Genomic DNA, 18,964 nt, shown 5'->3' with positions numbered 1-18,964 from the left:
CGCACGGAGAAGCGCTCGATGTACACCCGCCTGCTCAAATCGCTGAATCGCCTGCATCCCCGCACCTGGGACTTCATCCAGCTGATGCGTCTGGAAAAACCCATCGGCATCTACCTGCTGCTGTGGCCGACGCTATGGGCCCTGTGGGTCGCAGCCGAAGGCGTGCCGAGCGCGAAAAACCTGTTTATCTTCGTCGTCGGCGTGATCCTGATGCGCGCCGCCGGCTGCGTGATCAACGACTACGCCGACCGCAACTTCGACGGCCACGTCACCCGCACCCGGGCGCGGCCCCTGGCCAGTGGCAAGGTGAAGCCGCGCGAGGCGCTGATGCTGTTCGCCGGGCTGGTGGCGCTAGCCTTCATCCTGGTGCTGCTGACCAACGCCGCGACCATCTGGCTGTCCTTCGGCGGCCTGGCCCTGGCCGCCTGCTACCCCTTCATGAAGCGCTACACCTTCTACCCCCAGGTGGTGCTGGGCGCGGCGTTTTCCTGGGGCATGCCGATGGCCTTCACCGCCGAAACCGGCAGCCTGCCGGCGGAGGCCTGGCTGCTGTTCATCGCCAACCTGCTGTGGACGGTGGCATACGACACCTACTACGCCATGGCCGACCGCGACGACGACCTGAAGATCGGGGTCAAATCCACCGCCATCCTGTTCGGCGACGCCGACCGCCTGATCATCGCCATCCTCCAGGGCCTGGCCCTGCTGTGCCTGCTGCTGGCCGGCAGCCGCTTCGAACTGGGCCTGCCCTTCCACCTCGGTCTGCTGGTGGCAGCCGCCTGCTTCGCCTGGGAATACCACAAGACCCGCAACCGCAAGCCGATGGCCTGCTTCAACGCATTCCTGCACAACCACTGGGCCGGATTGGCGATTTTCCTCGGCATCGTGCTGGATTACGCGTTGCGGGCGCCGCCGAGCGTGTTGCCCTGAGGCAGGGGGCGAGCTACTAGCCAGGCTCGCCACTGCCCCTGCCTGTCACATGACTGCAATAATTCCGCTATCTAATGCCACGCATGACAGTAGAACGACTGAGGCTGGATCCATGGTTGGCAAGAACATTCTGATCGTCGATGACGAAGCACCGATCCGCGAAATGATCGCGGTGGCCCTGGAAATGGCCGGTTACGAGTGCCTGGAAGCGGAGAGTAGCCAGCAGGCCCATGCCATCATCGTCGACCGCAAGCCCGACCTGATCCTGCTCGACTGGATGCTCCCCGGCACCAGCGGCATCGAGCTGGCGCGCCGGCTCAAGCGTGACGAGCTGACCTGCGACATCCCGATCATCATGCTCACCGCCAAGGGCGAAGAAGACAACAAGATCCAGGGCCTGGAGGTCGGCGCCGACGACTACATCACCAAGCCGTTCTCGCCGCGCGAACTGGTCGCTCGCCTCAAGGCCGTGCTGCGCCGTGCCGGCCCCAGCGACAGCGAGGGGCCGATCGAGGTCGGCGGCCTGCTGCTCGACCCCGTCAGCCACCGGGTGACCATCGATGGCACGCCGGCCGAGATGGGCCCGACCGAATACCGCCTGCTGCAGTTCTTCATGACCCATCAGGAACGCGCCTATACCCGCGGCCAGTTGCTCGACCAGGTCTGGGGCGGCAACGTCTACGTCGAGGAGCGCACTGTCGATGTGCACATCCGCCGCTTGCGCAAGGCGCTGGGCGAAGCCTACGAAAACCTGGTGCAGACCGTGCGCGGCACCGGCTATCGTTTCTCCAGCAAGAGCTAGCGCTATTCCCGGCCGATGACGGCACGGGTTAGGATTGCCGGCTTGTCCCAGCGGCTCAATGGATCGATTGGCGGATGACTCCCAAGTGAAGCAAAACTGGCGTGGCACCGTGGTGCGCAGCCTGCTGCTGTTAGTCGGCGCCTGCCTGCTGCTCGGCCTGTTCACCGGCGAGTATGCCTGGGCGCTGGCGACCGGCCTGGCCATCTACCTGGGCTGGACCCTGAACCAATTGCGGCGCCTGCACAAATGGTTGAAAGAGCACCAGCCGGACGAGCCACCACCGGATGGCTATGGCCTGTGGGGCGAGGTGTTCGACAGCATCTACCACCTGCAACGACGCAACGAGAAAGCCCGCGGCCGCCTGCAGGCGGTGATCGATCGGGTGCAGGAATCCACCGCCGCGCTGAATGACGCGGTGATCATGCTCGACAGCAACGGCAACCTGGAGTGGTGGAACCGCGCCGCGGAAACCCTGCTCGGCCTGAAAACCCCGCAGGACAGTGGCCAGGCGATCACCAACCTGCTACGCGACCCGCGCTTCGTCGAATACTTCGAGCGCGGCAGCTACCTCGAACCGCTGGAGTTGCCTTCGCCGCTCAACGACCGTAGACACCTGCAGTTCCATATCACCCACTACGGCAATCGCGAGCACCTGATGCTGGTGCGTGACGTCACCCGTTTGTTTCAGCTCGAACAGATGCGCAAGGACTTCGTCGCCAACGTCTCCCACGAGTTGCGCACGCCGCTGACGGTGATCAGCGGTTACCTGGAAACCCTGCTGGACAACGTCGAAGACGTCAATCCGCGCTGGCTGCGCGCGCTGCAGCAGATGCAGCAGCAGGGCGGACGCATGCAGAGCCTGCTCAATGACCTGCTGTTGCTGGCCAAGCTGGAAGCCACCGACTACCCCTCGGACAACCAGCCGGTGGCGGTCGACCTGCTGCTGTTGAGCATCAAGAGCGACGCCCAGGCGCTGTCCGGCGAACGCATGCACCGCATCAGCCTGGAAGCCGACCCGCATTTGCGCCTCAAGGGCAGCGAGGCGGAACTGCGCAGTGCCTTCTCCAACCTGGTGTTCAATGCGGTCAAGTACACCCCCGCGCAAGGCGAGATTCACATCCGCTGGTGGGGCGACGAGCAGGGCGCGCACCTCGCGGTGCGGGACAGTGGCCTGGGCATCGAGGACAAGCACCTGCCACGCCTGACCGAACGTTTCTACCGGGTCGACTCCAGCCGCGCGAGCAACACCGGCGGCACCGGCCTGGGCCTGGCCATCGTCAAGCATGTGCTGCTGCGCCACCGCGCCCGCCTGCAGATCGTCAGCAGCCTGGGCCAGGGCAGCACCTTCACCTGCCACTTCCCCAGCTCGCAAGTGGCACGGCGCCTCAACTAAGCGGCCGCGGCCTATGCGCAGGCTTGCAAAGCCGCTGGCTTGGCCCCACCCTCTAGCGGTCATTGGCCTACCGAAACCTTTATGGACCCCTCCACGAGTCTCTCCGTCACTACCTTTTTCGCCGATTTCGGCCTTGTGCTCTTCGCCCTGTTGCTGGTGCTGCTCAACGGCTTTTTCGTCGCCGCCGAGTTCGCCATCGTCAGGCTGCGCGCCACCAAGGTCGAGGCCCTGGCCAACCAGAACGGCTGGCGCGGGCATATCCTGCGCACCGTGCACAAGCAGATGGATGCCTACCTGTCGGCCTGCCAACTGGGCATCACCCTGGCCTCGCTGGCCCTCGGCTGGGTCGGCGAACCGGCCTTCGCCGAACTGCTGACCCCGCTACTCGGCGCCATCGGCATCGAGTCAGCCACGCTGGTGCACGGCATTGCCTTCTTCACCGCCTTCTCGATCATTTCCTACCTGCATATCGTGGTGGGCGAGCTGGCACCGAAGTCCTGGGCGATTCGCCAGCCCGAACTGCTGTCGCTGTGGACGGCCGCGCCGCTGTATCTGTTCTACTGGGCCATGTACCCGGCGATCTTCCTGCTCAATGCTAGCGCCAACGCCATCCTGCGCATTGCCGGCCAGGGCGAACCGGGGCCGCATAACGAGCACCATTACAGCCGCGACGAACTCAAGCTGATCCTGCACTCCAGCCGCGCCAGCAACCCCAGCGACCAGGACATGCGCGTGCTGGCCTCGGCGGTGGAGCTCGGTGAACTGGAAGTGGTGGACTGGGCCAACTCCCGTGAAGACCTGGTCTACCTGGAGCTCAATGCCCCGCTGGACGAGGTGTTCAGCGTGTTTCGCCGGCACAAGTACAGCCGCTACCCGATCTTCGACGAAGCCGCCGGCGAGTTCGTCGGCGTGCTGCACATCAAGGATCTGCTGCTGCACCTTTCCCTGCTGGAGATGTTGCCCTCGGCGCTGAAACTGGCCGAGTTGATGCATCCAATCGAACGGGTTGGCCGGCATATGCCGCTGTCCAACCTGCTCGAACAGTTCCGTCAGGGTGGCTCGCACTTCGCCCTGGTCGAAGAAGCAGACGGCAAGGTCATCGGCTACCTGACCATGGAAGACGTGCTCGAAGCACTGGTCGGCGATATTCAGGACGAACACCACAAGACCGAGCGCGGCATTCTCGCTTATCAGCCGGGCAAGCTGCTGGTACGTGGCGACACGCCGCTGTTCAAGGTCGAACGCCTGCTGGGGGTCAACCTCGATCATATCGAAGCGGAAACCCTGGCCGGGCTGATCTACGAAACCCTCAAGCGCATGCCCGAGGAAGAGGAAGTGCTGGAAGTGGAGGGCCTGCGCATCATCGTCAAGAAGATGAAGGGACCGAAGATCGTCCTGGCCAAGGTCCTCAGGCTGGAGTGAGCCTCTGGCGCCCAGTCCCACGCTGAAACCCGGTTGGGCGACCCTGCGCGGCGGATCGCTGGCCATCGCCGCGCGCTCGACGGCCTCCTGAAGCCCTTGCTAGCGCGAGGATCTGTCGCAACGACGTGCTTCTTGGCGCTTACTCGCCGCGTATGGCTTGCCGCGTGCAGCGTGTCTCAATCACCGCCGACGGCGAAATTCGGCAGGCTGTTGACCGGCTGGAGGAAATCGAAGGGAATGGACTCCAGGGCCAGGCCGACGTTGCGCTGCACCACGAAGTGCAGGTGCGGACCGGTGCTGTTACCGGTGTTACCGGAACGTGCGAGCAGGCTACCGACCTGCACCCGATGGCCTTCCTGAACCTGTACCGAACCCTTCATCAGGTGCAGGTAGACGCCCATGGTGCCGTCGTCGTGCAGGATGCGCACATAGTTGCCGGAGGGGTTGTTGCCGCGCCCGCTCTGCTGGTTCTCGGTCTTGACCACTACACCGCCGCGCGCCGCGATAATCGGCGTGCCCTCGGGCATGGCAATGTCCAGGGCGTAGCGGCCTTTGGCGGTGAAGTGGCTGTATTTACCGTTGGCGCCCTGGCTCAGGCGGAAGGGACCACCGCGCCAGGGTAGCGGGTAGTTCTTCTGCGTCGGCAGCAGGCGGGGGTCGCCCAGGGCATAACGCAGTTTCGGCGTGTAGCGCAGCGGCTTGCTGGCATCGCGCGCAGTCAGGGTGGCGAGGCGGATCTTGCTGCGCGGCGGCAACACCCAGCTGATGGGTTTGGTCGGGGCGCCGATGGCGTTGTCGACCTGCTCCAGCTTCAGTTCGATCTGCACCGGCGCATACAGGTCGTTGCGCACCAGCAGGGTGTCGCCGGCCGCATGCTTCTGGGTTTCCAGTTTCACCTGGTTGTCCAGGCGCTCGACCATGCGGTCGCGAAAAACGAACACCTGGGCACCCGCCGTTGCTTTATCGGTATAGGTCACCACACCGTTGGCATCGGTGTACTTGTAGATGGTCAGGGCCGCGGCCTGGCTGGCAACCAGCAGCAGGACGCAGAACACGGTCAGTCGAAAGGGCATGGGCTCACGGGCGATTTTTGGCTTTCCAAGACTCTGAAGACTAGCAGTGCGACAGCATGCAAGCGAGGGCCGGGGCAGTGGAATGTGATCTGGCGCATCCGCCCCGCACCTGAGCCTGTGCGACTTTTTGACGCGACGCCCGAGCGGGCTAATCTCAAGGGACGGGCCACCAGGTAACACGAGCGTGCCTTGACTGCCATGAGGGTTAATAACCATGCAAACCTCGATGTTCAACGCCCTGCTGATCGACAAACCGCTACGAGAGATTTTCTGGTTCTACGGGGTGATACCCAGCAATATTCTCTGGGCAGTCACGCTCGCGGTGTATTTCAGCGGCGCTGCACTGACCACGCTCATATTCATGTTTGCCGTGCTGCTGGGCTATACCGCCTGGATAATCGGCGAGATCTGGCGTTGCAGTGACAACGTAAAAAATCCAGCCCACGGTGAAATCGCCCGCGTCCTGACCGCCGCCTGGGCGATCAATACCCTGTTGCTGACTGCCTTCCTGCTGTTGCAGCGCCTGGGCTGAGTCGCCTGAGCGCGGGTGAAAAAGCGCTCGCCTGGTGCTGCCCATTAGCTCGAGCAAGCCGCGATCCGTAGGGTGTATATGCACCCCTCCACAGCTGCCAGCTGCGAATTGTGGTTTGCCGCAGATCGTCGTGATGGGTATCGCTTCGCTCATCCTACGCGGCCCGCACCATCCTACGGGGCCGCAGCGCCACTCGCCGCAGGCAGTCCAGCGGGATGAATCGCTACGCTGAGAGTCTGGCGGCCTGCCGCTTCGCGCCGAACGGATCGCCGCTGGTCCGACCCGGATGCGTTGACCCATTACCTCAGTGGGGCCATCAAGCGCCGGGGACGAAGTGCTTCTGCGTCGTCCCGCGAGCGATCAGGCGCGACAGGTAGTCGAGCTTCTGCGGGTCGCGGTCGACGAACTTGAACGTCAGCAGCAGCCAATCGCTGTCCGGCTTGGGTTCCAGCGCTGCCACCGCGTGCAAATAGCCGTTGAGCCGCGCCACCTCGCCCCCTTCGCCCTGCTCCAGATCGAGCACCGCACTCTCGAGCACTTGCGGCAACAGTTCGGCACGCTTGACCACCAGTTGAGCGTCTTTGAGGCTGAGCGCCTTGATTACGCAGTTCATGGTGCCGCCAGGCAGGCGTAGTTGCCCCTGGCCACGTCCGCCAGGGGCCTGCCCCGCCGATTTGGCCGAGGCGGCTGGTGCTGCGGCAGCCTCCTGGCGCGCCACTACGGCCTGTGCCGGAGCGGTTGCCGCTGGCTTGCTGACCTGGGCCTGAGCGCCGCCGGTCAGCGCCGCCAGGGAGTCATTGGCGAAGCCACCACTGCTGAGCATTTTCGGCGGAGCACTGGCCGCCAAGGCTTGCAGCTTGCCGGCACGGCTCAGGGCCTTCTTGACCTTGGTCACCAGCTGCTCGTTGGAGAAGGGCTTGCCAATGAAGTCGGAAACACCGGCCTGGATCGCCTGGATCACGTTGTCCTTGTCGCCACGGCTAGTGACCATGATGAAGGGCACGGTCTTCAGGGTGTCCTGCTCACGGCACCAGCTGAGCAACTCGAGCCCGGACATCTCGGGCATTTCCCAATCGCAGAGAATCAGGTCGATGCTTTGTCGGCCGAGCAGTTGCTGGGCTTTGCGCCCGTTGACCGCTTCGACAATCTGCACGCCGGGAAAGTGGTCGCGCAGGCCCTTTTTAACCAGGTCTCGGATAAAGGTTGCATCGTCCACCACCAGTACGCTGACTTTGCTCATCGGCCACTCCCGTTCGAATGGCCCAAGCATAAGCGCGGCGAATGGCCAAAGGCCAGGCCGTTGGCCATTTTAGCTGCTGCGGCAACACTGCCGACCTAGCCGCAACGGCGTTGATAACGGCGCTGTCCCGGTTGTAACGCTTTTGCAGAAGCGGCCGGGCGGCGTTCCGTTTCATCCGCGAACTTCGCGGCCGAAGCCGTTCTACAAACTACAGACCGCAGGGCGTACTCGCGAAGCAGTACGCCGTAGCATTGTCCCTGGCGGGTGGCGGGTGGCGGGGATGATGGTGGACTGTTCGCTGCGCTGCTGAGTCCACCCTACGTCCCGCTTTCTCTCAACGGTCTTTGCCGGTGCCTTCGACTTCTTCCTTCATGCGGGTCAGGCCCATGTGCTTCACATCGGTGCCACGCACCAGATAGATCACCAGCTCGGCGATATTGCGCGCGTGATCACCGATACGCTCCAGCGACCGCAGGGCCCAGATGATGTTGAGCACCCGCGAGATCGAACGCGGGTCTTCCATCATGAAGGTGACCAGCTCGCGCAGGGCGGTCTTGTATTCGCGGTCGACGGTCTTGTCGTACTGCGCCACCGACAGGGCCAGGTCGGCGTCGAAACGGGCGAAGGCGTCCAGCGCCTCCTGCACCATCTTGCGCACCTGATCGCCGATATGCCGCACTTCCACATAACCGCGCGGCGCTTCGCCCTCCTCGCACAGGAGGATGGCGCGCTTGGCGATCTTGGTCGCTTCGTCGCCGATGCGCTCGAGGTCGATCACCGACTTGGAGATGCTGATGATCAAGCGCAGGTCGCCCGCCGCCGGCTGGCGACGAGCGAGGATGCGCACGCACTCCTCGTCGATGTTGCGCTCCATCTGGTTGATCTGGCCATCGATCTCGCGCACTTGCTGGGCCAGGCCGGAGTCGGCATCGATCAGCGCGGTGACCGCATCGTTGACCTGCTTCTCGACCAGACCGCCCATCGCCAGCAGGTGGCTGCGCACCTCCTCCAGCTCGGAGTTGAACTGCTGGGAGATGTGCTGGGTGAGATTGTCTTTGTTGATCATATTTCGCTCCGCGAAAGCTACCGGCTTTGGGTGGCTGTGGTGCGCACGCGCACCCTACGAATTATCAGGTGGATGGGCTTTGCCAGAGGGTGCTGGGCAAGGAGGCGGAACGCAGACAGTACAAGTAGTACGGCAAGTTCCGCCGACGCAGTCCAGCGCCCTCTGGCATGGCCATCAGCCGTAGCGACCGGTGATGTAGTCTTCGGTCTGCTTCATCTCCGGGTTGGTGAACAGCCTATCGGTATCACCGAACTCGATCAGCTTGCCCATGTACATGAAGGCGGTGTAATCCGAAACCCGCGCCGCCTGCTGCATGTTGTGGGTCACGATGACGATGGTGTACTTGGATTTCAGTTCGTAGATCAGCTCTTCGACCTTGAGGGTGGAGATCGGGTCGAGCGCCGAGCAGGGTTCGTCGAGCAGCAGCACTTCCGGCTGCACCGCCACGGTGCGGGCGATCACCAGGCGCTGCTGCTGGCCGCCGGACAGCCCCAGGGCCGACTCGTGCAGGCGGTCCTTGACCTCGTCCCACAATGCCGCGCTTTTCAGGCCCCACTCCACCGCCTCATCGAGTACACGCTTCTGGTTGATGCCCTGGATGCGCAGGCCATACACCACGTTCTCGTAGATGCTCTTGGGGAAGGGGTTGGGCTTCTGGAACACCATGCCGACGCGCCGGCGCAGCTCGGCGACGTCTTCGCCCTTACGGTAGATGTTGCGCCCATCGAGATTGATTTCGCCCTCCACGCGGCAACCGTCGACCAGATCGTTCATCCGGTTGAAGGTGCGCAGCAGGGTCGACTTGCCGCAACCGGACGGACCGATAAACGCCGTCACGCGCTGCTTGGGGATCTTCAGCTTGACGTCGAACAGCGCCTGCTTGTCGCCGTAGTACAGGTTCAAACCCGGCACCTGAATCGCCACGGTTTCCGTGTCCAGATTCAGGCCCTGCTTTTCCCGACCCAGGGCCGTGATGTCGATGCCATGTGTGTGTGCTTGGTGCTGCATGGGATGCTCCCTACGCTAACAATTCGGTATCACGCTGGCTGCCACTATGGCAGCCAACGAAAAGGATTTAGTGATCCAGCGCCTTGTACTTCTCACGCAAGCGGTTACGCATGAACACCGCGGTGAGGTTCAGAATCGCGATCACCAGCACCAGCAGCAGCGCCGTGGCGTAGACCAGCGGCCGCGCAGCCTCGACGTTGGGGCTCTGGAATCCGACATCGTAGATGTGGAAACCCAGGTGCATGATCTTCTGATCCATGTGCAGGTATGGGTAGTTACCGTCCAGCGGCAGGCTCGGCGCCAGCTTGACCACGCCGACCAGCATCAGCGGCGCCACTTCACCGGCGGCACGCGCCACCGCGAGGATCAGGCCGGTCATCATCGCCGGGCTGGCCATTGGTAGCACCACGCGCCAGAGCGTCTCGATCTTGGTCGCCCCCAGGGCCAGGGAACCTTCACGCAGCGCGCGCGGAATCCGTGCCAGGCCCTCCTCGGTGGCGACGATCACCACCGGCAGGGCCAGAATCGCCAGGGTCAGCGAAGCCCACAACAGCCCTGGCGTACCGAAGGTCGGCGCCGGCGCGGATTCGGGGAAAAACAGCCGGTCGATCGAGCCACCCAGCACATAAACGAAGAAGCCCAGACCGAACACCCCGTAAACGATTGCCGGGACACCGGCCAGGTTGTTCACCGCGATGCGGATAGTTTGGGTCAGCGGCCCTTGCTTGGCGTACTCGCGCAGGTAAATGGCCGCGATCACGCCGAACGGGGTGACGATCACCGCCATGATCAGGGTCATTATCACGGTGCCGAAGATCGCCGGGAAGACGCCGCCTTCGGTGTTGGCCTCGCGCGGATCGTCGCTGACGAACTCCCACAGCTTGGCGCCGTAGAACTGCAGTTTGCCGAGGCTGGTCATGGCGTTCGGCTGGTAGGCCCGTACCACCTTGCCCAGGCTCACTTCGACCTCGCGACCATCGGCAGTGCGCACCGTGATGCTGTCGCGATTGAAGGCCCCATAGAGCGCAACCAACTGGGTTTCCAGCACCTTGTACTGGGCATCCCACTGCGCCCGCTCCACATCCAGTTCAGCCTGGGCCTGCGCATCCAGCTCGCCCTGCAGCTCCAGCTTGCGGGTTTGCAGGCGGATGCGCTCGAGCCCGGCATTGATCCGGCCGATGTCTTTCTTTTCCAGGCGCACCACCTGCGTATGCAGCTCATCGACCCGAGCCAGGCGCTGCTGGAGGACGTCCCAGGCGCCATCGCCCTCGGCGACCAGCTGGCCACTTTCCTTGACGTTGACCAGATAGCCATAGAGGTTGCCCCACTCGCGGCGTTCGAAGGCGCTGAGGGTTTGCGGGGTGCGCTGGTTGCTCAACCATTCGCCGACGACCCAGGTGAAATCGGCGCCGTAGAGGTCGCGGTTACCCACCTTGAACAGCTCGCGGGTCATGAATTCGCCACCCTCGGCCGCCACCGGCAGACCCGACGCGGCCAGACGTGCACGCGGGATCTCTTCGAGCTGAGTGATCTCGCCAGCCATCACCTTGATTTCCTGGCCAGGCACCTGATAGTCGGCTTCGATGAGGTCGGCAGGCCAGAAGTGGGCAAGGCCACGGGTGGCGATCACGGCAAGCAGACCCAGGGTCATGATCACGGCGATGGACACCGCACCGGCGTTCATCCAGATCCACGGCGAACCGCTTTTTACCCAGGCTTTTACGGAGTTGTTTTTCACGGACATATACCTTCCTGAGCCTTAGAGCGACGCGTACTTGACGCGCAGACGCTGGCGCACCAACTCCGCGAGCGTGTTCATGACGAAGGTGAAGCTCAGCAGCACCAGCGCCGAGAGGAACAGCACCCGGTAATGCGTACCGCCCACCGCCGATTCGGGCATTTCCACCGCCACGTTGGCGGCCAGGGTGCGCAGGCCCTCGAAGATGTTCATGTCCATGATTGCAGTGTTACCGGTGGCCATCAGCACGATCATGGTCTCACCGACCGCGCGGCCCATGCCGATCATCACGGCAGAGAAAATACCGGGGCTGGCGGTGAGGATGACCACCCGGGTCAAGGTCTGCCAGGGCGTCGCCCCCAGGGCCAGCGAACCGAAGGTCAGGCTCTTGGGCACGCTGAACACGGCATCCTCGGCAATCGAGTAGATGTTCGGAATCACCGCGAAGCCCATGGCCAGGCCGACCACCAGCGCGTTGCGCTGGTCGAACGGAATACCCAGGTCATTGCTCAACCAGGCGCGCATGTTGCCATCGAACAGCCAGACTTCCAGCTGGCCACTCATGCCCAGCGAGACCACGCCGACCAGCAGGATCACCGGGATCAGCAACGCGGCTTCCCAGCCGTCCGGCACCGCCAGGCGGACCGACTCGGGCAGACGGCTCCAAGCGAAGCCGGCCAGGAGGATACCGATCGGGGTAAAGATCAGCAGGCTGAAGATGCCGGGCAGATGCCCCTCGACATAAGGCGCGAGGAACAGGCCGGCGAAGAAGCCGAGGATCACCGTCGGCAGCGCTTCCATCAGCTCGATCACCGGCTTGATCTTGCCGCGCATGGACGGCGCCATGAAGTAGGCGGTGTAGATGGCAGCGGCAATCGCCAGCGGCGCCGCCAGCAACATGGCGTAGAACGCGGCTTTCAGGGTGCCGAACGCCAGTGGCGCGAGGCTCAGCTTGGGCTCGTTGTCGGTGCTGGCAGAGGTCGACTGCCAGACGTAATCGGCCTGGTCGTAGTTTTCATACCAGACCTTGCCCCACAGCGAACTCCAGGAGACTTCCGGGTGCGGGTTGTCGATCAACAGGCGCTGCAATTGCCCTTGCGACTCGACCACTACGCGGTTGGCGCGCGGCGACAAACCGGCCAGGGCCGCAGCGTCGGCCACCGGTTCAACCAGCAGAGTGCGGTGTGCGGTGCTGTGAAAGATCCCCAGGTTGCCGCTGGCATCCAGGGCCATGAAGCCCTTGCGTCGCTCTTCCGGGAGAATCTGGGTGATGGCGCTGTCACCCATCTGGAAGCTGCGGATCGACTTCAGGTACTGCTTGCCGTCCTCGTCGCGGACCATGAACCACTGCTGGATGGCGCCCTTGCTGTCGCCGATCATCAGCGAGATACCACCGAGCAACGCTGTGGCATTGGTAACGCTGGTGGTGCCATCGCTGAGCAGCTTGTAGCGGCCATTCAGCGCCTTGGTGCGCAGGCTGAAGACGTCTGCGGTGGCGCGACCGTTGATCACATACAGCCACTGATGACGCGGATCGACGATCAAGGCCTTGATCGGCTCGGCGATCTGCGGCAGCGCGATGCGCTCCTCACTGAGGGTCACCTCACCGGTCATCAGGTTTTCTTCGCGGCCGAGGCTGAGCACTTGCAGTTCGGTACCGGTGGAGCCGGTCAGCAACAGCGTGCCGCCGTTGAGGCTGACGCCGACGTGATCCAGTGGTCGGCCTTGCTCATCGAGAGTGATCGCGGCTTCACCGAACGGGTAGTTGATCCGCGGCGTAATGGTTTTCACGTCGTTTGGGTAACTGACCGGGTAGGCATGCTCGAACACCAGCACCTGACCATTGGACAGACCCAAGGCCACGCGATTGCTGCCCGGCTGATCCTGGGCAACAGAGACGACCTGACTATTGGCCGGCAGTGGCAGGGTTACCGCGCTCAGCAAGGCCATGCTCTTGGCATCGAAAAACTGCACCTGACCACGCTCATCAAGGCGCATGGCCACCTGGTTCTGTTCTTCCACCGACATCAACAAGGGTTTGCCGGCATCCGCCAACCAGGCCGGTTGCAGCGGCTTGCGCGCATCGAGATCAGCGCCTTGGAACATCGGCAAGACGATGTAGGCCAGGTAGAAGAAGATCAGGGTAATGGTGCCAAGCACCGCCAAGCCGCCGATGGACACACACCAGCGGGCCAGGTGATCCTTCAGCGCACGGATACGCCGCTTGCGCAGCAAGGCCGGCGTGTTGAAGTCCAGCCTTAGGGCTTTGGGCGAGGCGGTCACGGTTTCACGAGCCAGGTCATTCATAGTAAGAGCATCTCTGCGCGGCCATGAGCGCGCCGTAAATTCATTCGTGGCACAGGCTGAATAATGTAGCCAGCTTATGTGACAGAAAAGTTACAGCATGCTGACAAAGCGACGCCCGCCACTCTATCCGAGAGGCGGGCGTCGCTATTAAAGTTGGCGTCCCTGCCAGTAGAGCCAGGTGCTTACAGACCCAGATCCTTCATGGTTTTCTCAACCACTTTGCTCGGCAGCGGGATGTAGCCATCCTTGACCACGACTTCCTGACCCTGCTTAGACAGCACCAGCTTGACGAACTCGGTGTCCAGCGGGCTCAGGGCCTTGTTCGGCGCCTTGTTGACATACACGTAGAAGAAACGCGCCAGCGGGAACTTGCCAGCCAGGGCGTTTTCTTCATTGGCTTCAAAGGCTTCGCCACCCTTCTTGGACAGCGGCACAGCCCGGACGCTGGACGTCTTGTAGCCAATACCCGAATAACCGATGGCGTTCAGGGTGCTGGAGATCGACTGCACCACGGAGGCCGAACCCGGCTGCTCGTTGACGTTAGCCTTGTAGTCGCCTTTGCACAGCGCTTCTTCCTTGAAGTAGCCATAAGTGCCGGAGACCGAGTTACGACCGAACAGTTGCAGCGGCTTGGCTGCCCACTCGCCGGTCAGGCCCACGTCACCCCAGGTCTTGATGTCGTTGGCGCCACCGCACAGGCGGGTGCTGGAGAAGATCGCGTCAACCTGCTCGATCGACAGGCTCTTGATCGGGTTGTCCTTGTGCACGAATACCGCCAGGGCATCAATGGCAACCGGGATAGCGGTCGGCTTATAGCCATACTTCTGCTCGAAAGCCTGGACTTCGCTGTCCTTCATGGTGCGGCTCATCGGCCCCATGTTGGCGGTGCCTTCAGTCATCGCTGGTGGCGCGGTGGAGGAACCGGCAGCCTGAATCTGGATATTGACGTTCGGGTAGTTCTTCTTGAACTCTTCCGCCCACAAGGTCATCAGGTTGGCCAGCGAGTCGGAACCGACGCTCGACAGGTTACCCGACACGCCCGAAGTTTTTTCATAGGTCGGCAAAGCCGGGTCGACACCGGCAACCGCAGTGGCGGCGGCGACGCCAGCGGCGACGAAAGTCATGGCTGCCATCAATCGCTTAAGTTTCATGCCTTGCTCCTAACAGAATTTAGTGTTGGATTGAACGAGCCCAAGTATCTGCAGCTCCTGTGACCAATCTATGAAATCAATGTGACAGTTAGATGAATGCCCGGGCCTTTGCTCCCAACTGCCATGCCGAACCTTGCCTGGCAAGCAGCAAAGTGCCATGTTCGCTCAGCGACCACTCAGTCGGTATACTCTCCAAACCCGCCCTTTTGAGGCCGCAGCCGCTGCATCTGGCGGCTTCGCCCCTATAACAACAACCGCGCCGCGAGCCATACTCGAGATGAACGACAACTTCGAACAGGATGACCCGATACCCCAAGGCGATCTGGCATTACAGATCACTGCGCTACCACGCGAAACCAATGGTTTCGGCGACATCTATGGTGGCTGGCTGGTATCGCAAATGGATTTGGCTGGCACGGCTATGGCCAGCAAGGTCGCCGGAGGGCGCGTGGCAACGGTGGCAATCGATCGCATGGCCTTCCTGGTGCCGGTCGCGGTTGGTGCGCAACTGTCCTTCTACACCCAGGCACTCGAGATCGGCCGCAGCTCGATCCAGATGCTGGTCGAAGTGTGGAGCGACGACCCGCTGTCCAGCGAATGGCGCAAGGTCACCGAAGCGGTATTCGTCTTCGTCGCCATCGACGGCAGCGGCCGCACCCGCCCGGTACCAGCGCGGCGCTGAAGCACTCCGCCGATCCATCCTGCAAAGCCATCGCCGGCGTCCTGTCCGCACGACAAGAACCTGAATGCCGGATACGAAAACGCCGGCACGAGGCCGGCGTTTCTATTGGCTAGCAATCAGCCGCGGATGTTGTAGATATCTTTTTCGGCGTTTTCGGCATAGTCGTACAGACGCTGCAGATAGGCTTTTTGCTGCGCCCACACCTTGCTCGCCGCCGGATCGGCTGCGGCCGAAGCGTCGACCACTTCAGCGGCCATTGTCTTCAGCTTGGCCAGCACCTCGTCCGGCAGGCGGCGCACTTCCACACCCTCGCCCTTGAGTTGCTCCATGGCTTCCATGTTGCGCGCGTCATAGTCGTCGAGCATGTCGGCATTCACCTCGCGCGCGGCAGCACGAACGATGGCTTGCAGGTCGGCCGGCAGGGTTTCCCAGGCCTTGATGTTGATGTCCAACTCGAACAACACGCTCGGTTCCTGCCAGCCCGGGGTGTAGTAGTACTTGGCAGCCTTGTGCAGGCCCAGCGCCTGGTCGTTGTACGGGCCAATCCACTCGGTGGCGTCTATGGCGCCGGTCTGCATGGCGGTGAAGATCTCGCCGGCCGGCATGTTGACCACGGTGCCGCCCATCTTGGTCAGCACTTCACCGCCCAGCCCAGGGGTGCGCATTTTCAGGCCCACGAAGTCGTCAACCGAGTTGATTTCCTTGTTGAACCAGCCGGCAGTCTGCACACCCGTGTTGCCACAGGCCATCGGCAGCACGCCGAAGGGCTTGTAGACCTCTTCCCAGAGTTCCAGGCCGCCACCCTTGTGCAGCCAGGCATTCATTTCCTGGGCATTGGGGCCAAATGGCAGGGCGCAGAAGAATTGTGCGGCCGGCACCTTGCCTTTCCAGTAGTAAGGCGCACCATGACCCATCTCGGCGGTACCGCGGGAGACCGCATCGAATACTTCCAGGGCCGGCACCAGTTCGCCCGCCGCATAAAGTTTGATTTTCAGGCGGCCATTGCTCATCTCATCGACCAGCGTGGTAAACCGTTCCGCGCCGACACCTACGCCAGGAAAATTCTTTGGCCAGGAAGTAACCATCTTCCAGCTGAAAGTCTCACTACTCGCACCTTCTTGGGGCTTGGCGGCAGTTTCAGTCTCTTTATTGCAACCCGCCAATGCGGTGGCAGCAAGACCTACGCCTGCAGCTGCGAGAATTTGACGACGCTTCATATAATAACTCCTTGTTGTTGTATTAATGATCTGAGCGCGGGGATCACCAGCATTCAGCTATATGTTGAGTATCACAGGTATCGGTCCCTCTCAAGCTTAGCGACTACGTACGTAGTACTGCCGGTTGCTACGCTCTTACCCACCCGCCTAGAATTGTCGGTTTCCTGGCCATAATAATAAGGATCTGCCATGTCGAATCATCCCCCTCCCCTGCTCGGCTTAGCGCGCCTCCTCGACGCCGTTAATGCCCGCCTAGGTAAGGCCTGCGCCTGGCTCACCCTGTTCCTGGTTATCGGCACCGCGACTGTAGTGGTGTTGCGCTATGGCTTCGGTATTGGCGCCACGGCGTTGCAGGAAGCCGTGCTCTATGGCCACGCGCTGGTATTCATGGGCGCCGCGGCCTGGGTGTTGCAGCGCAACGGCCATGTCCGCGTGGATATTTTCTACCAGAAATTCAGCTACCGCCGTCAGGCCCTGGTGGAAGTCTTCGGCACCCTGCTGTTTCTTCTCCCCGTGTGCCTGTTCCTTGGCTGGAGCAGCTGGGATTACGTGGGCAACTCCTGGAAAACCCTGGAGGCCTCGAGCGAGTCGGGCGGCCTGAAGTTCGTTTATCTGCAGAAGAGCATCATCCTGGTGCTGGTAATCAGCCTGGTGTTGCAAGGAATCTCCGACTTGATCAAATCCGTCTACATCCTCACCGGTCGCCTGCCTGAGCCGGAGGTGAAGCATGGTTGAGTTAATGGCGATTCTGCTGTTTATCAGCATCTGCGCGGCCTTGATGGCTGGCTACCCGGTGGCCTTCACCCTCGGTGGCGTGTCCCTGCTGTTTGCCGGCATCGGCATGCTCACCGGCACCTTCGACGGCGGTTACCTGAACGCACTGCCCAACCGTCTGTTTGGCATCATGAACAACCAGACCATGCTGGCGGTGCCGCTGTTCGTCTTCATGGGGGTCATGCTGGAGAAGTCACGGGTCGCCGAAGACCTGCTCGAATCCATGTCGCGGCTGTTCGGCACCCTGCGCGGCGGTCTGGCAATTTCCGTGTGTGTGGTCGGCGCACTGCTCGCTGCCAGCACCGGCATCGTCGGCGCCACCGTGGTGACCATGGGCCTGCTGGCCCTGCCAACCATGCTGCGACGTGGTTACGACCCGGCCGTGGCCACCGGCACCCTGGCTGCCACCGGCACCCTGGGGCAGATCATTCCGCCCTCGATCGTGCTGGTACTGCTGGGTGACGTAATGTCCAGCGCCTATCAGCAGGCGCAGCTGAAGCTGGGCATCTTCTCGCCCAAGACCGTCTCGGTCGGCGACCTGTTCGTCGGCGCACTGCTGCCCGGCCTGCTGCTGGTCAGCCTGTACATCCTCTACATCATCGGCGTGGCCATCTTCCAACCGAAGAAGCTACCGGCCCTGCCGCAGGAAGAACTCGGCCCGATCGAATGGGGCAAGCTGTTCAATGCTCTGTTGCCGCCATTGTTGCTGATCGGTGCGGTGCTCGGCTCGATCCTCGCCGGTTACGCTACCCCAACCGAAGCGGCGGCCCTCGGGGCGCTCGGCGCCATGTTGCTGGCTTTGTATAAGCGCCAGCTGAACTTCGGCCAGTTGCGAGAAGTGGCCTATGGCACCACCGAGATCAGCGCCATGGTGTTCCTGATCCTGATAGGCGCCTCGCTGTTCTCCCTGGTATTCCGCGGCTTCGGCGGCGAAGTCATGATCGAGGATATCTTCGCGCAACTGCCAGGCGGCGTACTCAGCGCCTTCTTCCTGGTGATGGTGGTGATCTTCCTGCTCGGCTTCATCCTCGACTTCATCGAGATCACCTTCGTGGTGGTGCCGATTGTCGGCCCGGTATTGCTGGCCATGGGGCTGGACCCGGTATGGCTCGGGGTGATGATCGCGCTGAACCTGCAGACCTCCTTCCTCACCCCGCCATTCGGCTTCGCCCTGTTCTACCTGCGTGGGGTCACGCCCAAGTCGGTACCGACCAGCACCATCTACAAGGGCGTGCTGCCGTTCATCCTGATCCAGATATTCTTGTTGGTGATTGCCTACATCTTCCCCGGCCTGATTACCTGGCTGCCGGAGCAGGTGTACGGCAACTGAACAGCCGGCCCCTCGCGCATTTCAGCGCAGGGGCCAGCCCAACAATGTTCGCGGTGCCTTGGCAACCCCGGTGGGCCGTGCCTTGCCCGCAGCATGCCACATCGGACGGCGTCACGCGGGCCAACCGCTTACCTCGATCAACTTGCGACCTGAAGGGGCATCACGCGCCGCAGGCAGTGCACCATCGACCATCGGCACGATACACATCTGCTGGGCTGTCGCTGCACTCCGCACGAATCGCTGTCCGTCAGCCGCCAAGGGCGGGACGGTTCTGGCAAAGCGCAGCCTGTACGCCCGTT

16 protein-coding genes are annotated in these 18,964 nt (G+C 62.4%); 8 read left to right on the top strand and 8 right to left on the bottom strand.

All coding sequences use genetic code 11. The features are described from left to right. Positions 1 to 18 precede the first annotated feature (18 nt). From ubiA to PH586_RS11265, 4 genes are all read left to right on the top strand, one after another. Positions 19 to 930: a 4-hydroxybenzoate octaprenyltransferase gene (gene ubiA / locus PH586_RS11280; RefSeq protein ID WP_271347858.1), complete on the top strand. Its 912-nt coding sequence runs from the start codon at positions 19 to 21 to the stop codon at positions 928 to 930. 112 nt (positions 931 to 1,042) lie between these two features. Beyond that, complete coding sequence (gene phoB / locus PH586_RS11275; protein ID WP_271347857.1) at positions 1,043 to 1,732, top strand: phosphate regulon transcriptional regulator PhoB; 690 nt, start codon at positions 1,043 to 1,045, stop codon at positions 1,730 to 1,732. A 58-nt stretch (positions 1,733 to 1,790) separates the two neighbouring features. After that, on the top strand, positions 1,791 to 3,125 hold the full coding sequence (gene phoR, locus PH586_RS11270) for a phosphate regulon sensor histidine kinase PhoR (protein WP_271347856.1): 1,335 nt from the start codon (positions 1,791 to 1,793) through the stop codon (positions 3,123 to 3,125). An 81-nt stretch (positions 3,126 to 3,206) separates the two neighbouring features. Beyond that, positions 3,207 to 4,547, top strand: a complete 1,341-nt coding sequence (locus tag PH586_RS11265) for a hemolysin family protein (protein ID WP_271347855.1) — start codon at positions 3,207 to 3,209, stop codon at positions 4,545 to 4,547. Between the two features lie 176 nt (positions 4,548 to 4,723). Here PH586_RS11265 and PH586_RS11260 read toward each other — a convergent pair whose 3' ends face one another. Beyond that, positions 4,724 to 5,620: a peptidoglycan DD-metalloendopeptidase family protein gene (locus PH586_RS11260; RefSeq protein ID WP_271347854.1), complete on the bottom strand. Its 897-nt coding sequence runs from the start codon at positions 5,618 to 5,620 to the stop codon at positions 4,724 to 4,726. A 214-nt stretch (positions 5,621 to 5,834) separates the two neighbouring features. On the opposite strand from PH586_RS11260, the gene PH586_RS11255 reads away from it, so the two are divergent. Beyond that, positions 5,835 to 6,152, top strand: coding sequence for a hypothetical protein (locus PH586_RS11255; RefSeq protein WP_271347853.1), 318 nt, complete (start codon positions 5,835 to 5,837; stop codon positions 6,150 to 6,152). 316 nt (positions 6,153 to 6,468) lie between these two features. Here the strand turns inward: PH586_RS11255 and PH586_RS11250 are convergent, their stop codons facing one another. The 6 genes from PH586_RS11250 to PH586_RS11225 all read right to left on the bottom strand — a co-directional run bounded on the left by PH586_RS11250 (position 6,469) and on the right by PH586_RS11225 (position 14,662). Next, positions 6,469 to 7,392 (bottom strand): response regulator, encoded by a 924-nt coding sequence (locus PH586_RS11250; protein ID WP_271347852.1) that lies wholly within the window; start codon positions 7,390 to 7,392, stop codon positions 6,469 to 6,471. 334 nt (positions 7,393 to 7,726) lie between these two features. Beyond that, on the bottom strand, positions 7,727 to 8,458 hold the full coding sequence (gene phoU / locus PH586_RS11245) for a phosphate signaling complex protein PhoU (RefSeq protein ID WP_271347851.1): 732 nt from the start codon (positions 8,456 to 8,458) through the stop codon (positions 7,727 to 7,729). 174 nt (positions 8,459 to 8,632) lie between these two features. After that, on the bottom strand, positions 8,633 to 9,466 hold the full coding sequence (pstB, locus tag PH586_RS11240) for a phosphate ABC transporter ATP-binding protein PstB (protein ID WP_271347850.1): 834 nt from the start codon (positions 9,464 to 9,466) through the stop codon (positions 8,633 to 8,635). 67 nt (positions 9,467 to 9,533) lie between these two features. Continuing rightward, the gene (pstA, locus tag PH586_RS11235; RefSeq protein WP_271347849.1) at positions 9,534 to 11,210 is read right to left on the bottom strand and encodes a phosphate ABC transporter permease PstA; all 1,677 of its coding nucleotides are present in this window, start codon (positions 11,208 to 11,210) and stop codon (positions 9,534 to 9,536) included. Positions 11,211 to 11,225: 15 nt separating this feature from the next. Continuing rightward, entirely contained in the window at positions 11,226 to 13,511 is a 2,286-nt protein-coding gene (locus tag PH586_RS11230; protein WP_271347848.1) for an ABC transporter permease subunit, read from the bottom strand. A gap of 182 nt (positions 13,512 to 13,693) precedes the next feature. Then, positions 13,694 to 14,662 carry a PstS family phosphate ABC transporter substrate-binding protein gene (locus PH586_RS11225; RefSeq protein WP_271347847.1) on the bottom strand — a complete coding sequence of 323 codons (969 nt, stop codon included), beginning with the start codon at positions 14,660 to 14,662 and terminating at the stop codon, positions 13,694 to 13,696. A 277-nt stretch (positions 14,663 to 14,939) separates the two neighbouring features. Between PH586_RS11225 and PH586_RS11220 the strand changes: the two genes are divergently transcribed. After that, positions 14,940 to 15,344, top strand: a complete 405-nt coding sequence (locus PH586_RS11220; RefSeq protein ID WP_269137669.1) for an acyl-CoA thioesterase — start codon at positions 14,940 to 14,942, stop codon at positions 15,342 to 15,344. A 116-nt stretch (positions 15,345 to 15,460) separates the two neighbouring features. Here PH586_RS11220 and PH586_RS11215 read toward each other — a convergent pair whose 3' ends face one another. Next, positions 15,461 to 16,561: a TRAP transporter substrate-binding protein gene (locus PH586_RS11215; RefSeq protein ID WP_271347846.1), complete on the bottom strand. Its 1,101-nt coding sequence runs from the start codon at positions 16,559 to 16,561 to the stop codon at positions 15,461 to 15,463. Positions 16,562 to 16,750: 189 nt separating this feature from the next. On the opposite strand from PH586_RS11215, the gene PH586_RS11210 reads away from it, so the two are divergent. Together PH586_RS11210 and PH586_RS11205 are read left to right on the top strand one after the other, a co-directional pair. Beyond that, entirely contained in the window at positions 16,751 to 17,296 is a 546-nt protein-coding gene (locus PH586_RS11210; RefSeq protein WP_271347845.1) for a TRAP transporter small permease subunit, read from the top strand. After that, complete coding sequence (locus PH586_RS11205; protein WP_271347844.1) at positions 17,289 to 18,665, top strand: TRAP transporter large permease; 1,377 nt, start codon at positions 17,289 to 17,291, stop codon at positions 18,663 to 18,665. The genes PH586_RS11210 and PH586_RS11205 overlap by 8 nt, the downstream gene beginning before the upstream one ends. The last annotated feature ends 299 nt before the right edge of the window (positions 18,666 to 18,964 follow it).

Source organism: Pseudomonas aestuarii, assembly GCF_027988105.1.
Classification (GTDB): Bacteria; Pseudomonadota; Gammaproteobacteria; order Pseudomonadales; family Pseudomonadaceae; genus Aquipseudomonas; species Aquipseudomonas aestuarii.
This window is presented reverse-complemented; position numbering and strand designations above follow the sequence as displayed.

Bases quoted from the DNA above. Each gene is read 5' to 3' on its own strand.
- phoB (WP_271347857.1), top strand. From the start codon at position 1,043: ATGGTTGGCAAGAACATTCTGATCGTCGATGACGAAGCACCGATCCGC.
- phoR (WP_271347856.1), top strand. From the start codon at position 1,791: ATGGATCGATTGGCGGATGACTCCCAAGTGAAGCAAAACTGGCGTGGC.
- PH586_RS11215 (WP_271347846.1), bottom strand. From the start codon at position 16,561: ATGAAGCGTCGTCAAATTCTCGCAGCTGCAGGCGTAGGTCTTGCTGCC.
- ubiA (WP_271347858.1), top strand. From the start codon at position 19: ATGTACACCCGCCTGCTCAAATCGCTGAATCGCCTGCATCCCCGCACC.
- pstA (WP_271347849.1), bottom strand. From the start codon at position 11,210: ATGTCCGTGAAAAACAACTCCGTAAAAGCCTGGGTAAAAAGCGGTTCG.
- PH586_RS11225 (WP_271347847.1), bottom strand. From the start codon at position 14,662: ATGAAACTTAAGCGATTGATGGCAGCCATGACTTTCGTCGCCGCTGGC.
- PH586_RS11260 (WP_271347854.1), bottom strand. From the start codon at position 5,620: ATGCCCTTTCGACTGACCGTGTTCTGCGTCCTGCTGCTGGTTGCCAGC.
- PH586_RS11250 (WP_271347852.1), bottom strand. From the start codon at position 7,392: ATGAGCAAAGTCAGCGTACTGGTGGTGGACGATGCAACCTTTATCCGA.
- PH586_RS11210 (WP_271347845.1), top strand. From the start codon at position 16,751: ATGTCGAATCATCCCCCTCCCCTGCTCGGCTTAGCGCGCCTCCTCGAC.
- PH586_RS11220 (WP_269137669.1), top strand. From the start codon at position 14,940: ATGAACGACAACTTCGAACAGGATGACCCGATACCCCAAGGCGATCTG.
- phoU (WP_271347851.1), bottom strand. From the start codon at position 8,458: ATGATCAACAAAGACAATCTCACCCAGCACATCTCCCAGCAGTTCAAC.
- PH586_RS11230 (WP_271347848.1), bottom strand. From the start codon at position 13,511: ATGAATGACCTGGCTCGTGAAACCGTGACCGCCTCGCCCAAAGCCCTA.
- PH586_RS11255 (WP_271347853.1), top strand. From the start codon at position 5,835: ATGCAAACCTCGATGTTCAACGCCCTGCTGATCGACAAACCGCTACGA.
- PH586_RS11205 (WP_271347844.1), top strand. From the start codon at position 17,289: ATGGTTGAGTTAATGGCGATTCTGCTGTTTATCAGCATCTGCGCGGCC.
- PH586_RS11265 (WP_271347855.1), top strand. From the start codon at position 3,207: ATGGACCCCTCCACGAGTCTCTCCGTCACTACCTTTTTCGCCGATTTC.
- pstB (WP_271347850.1), bottom strand. From the start codon at position 9,466: ATGCAGCACCAAGCACACACACATGGCATCGACATCACGGCCCTGGGT.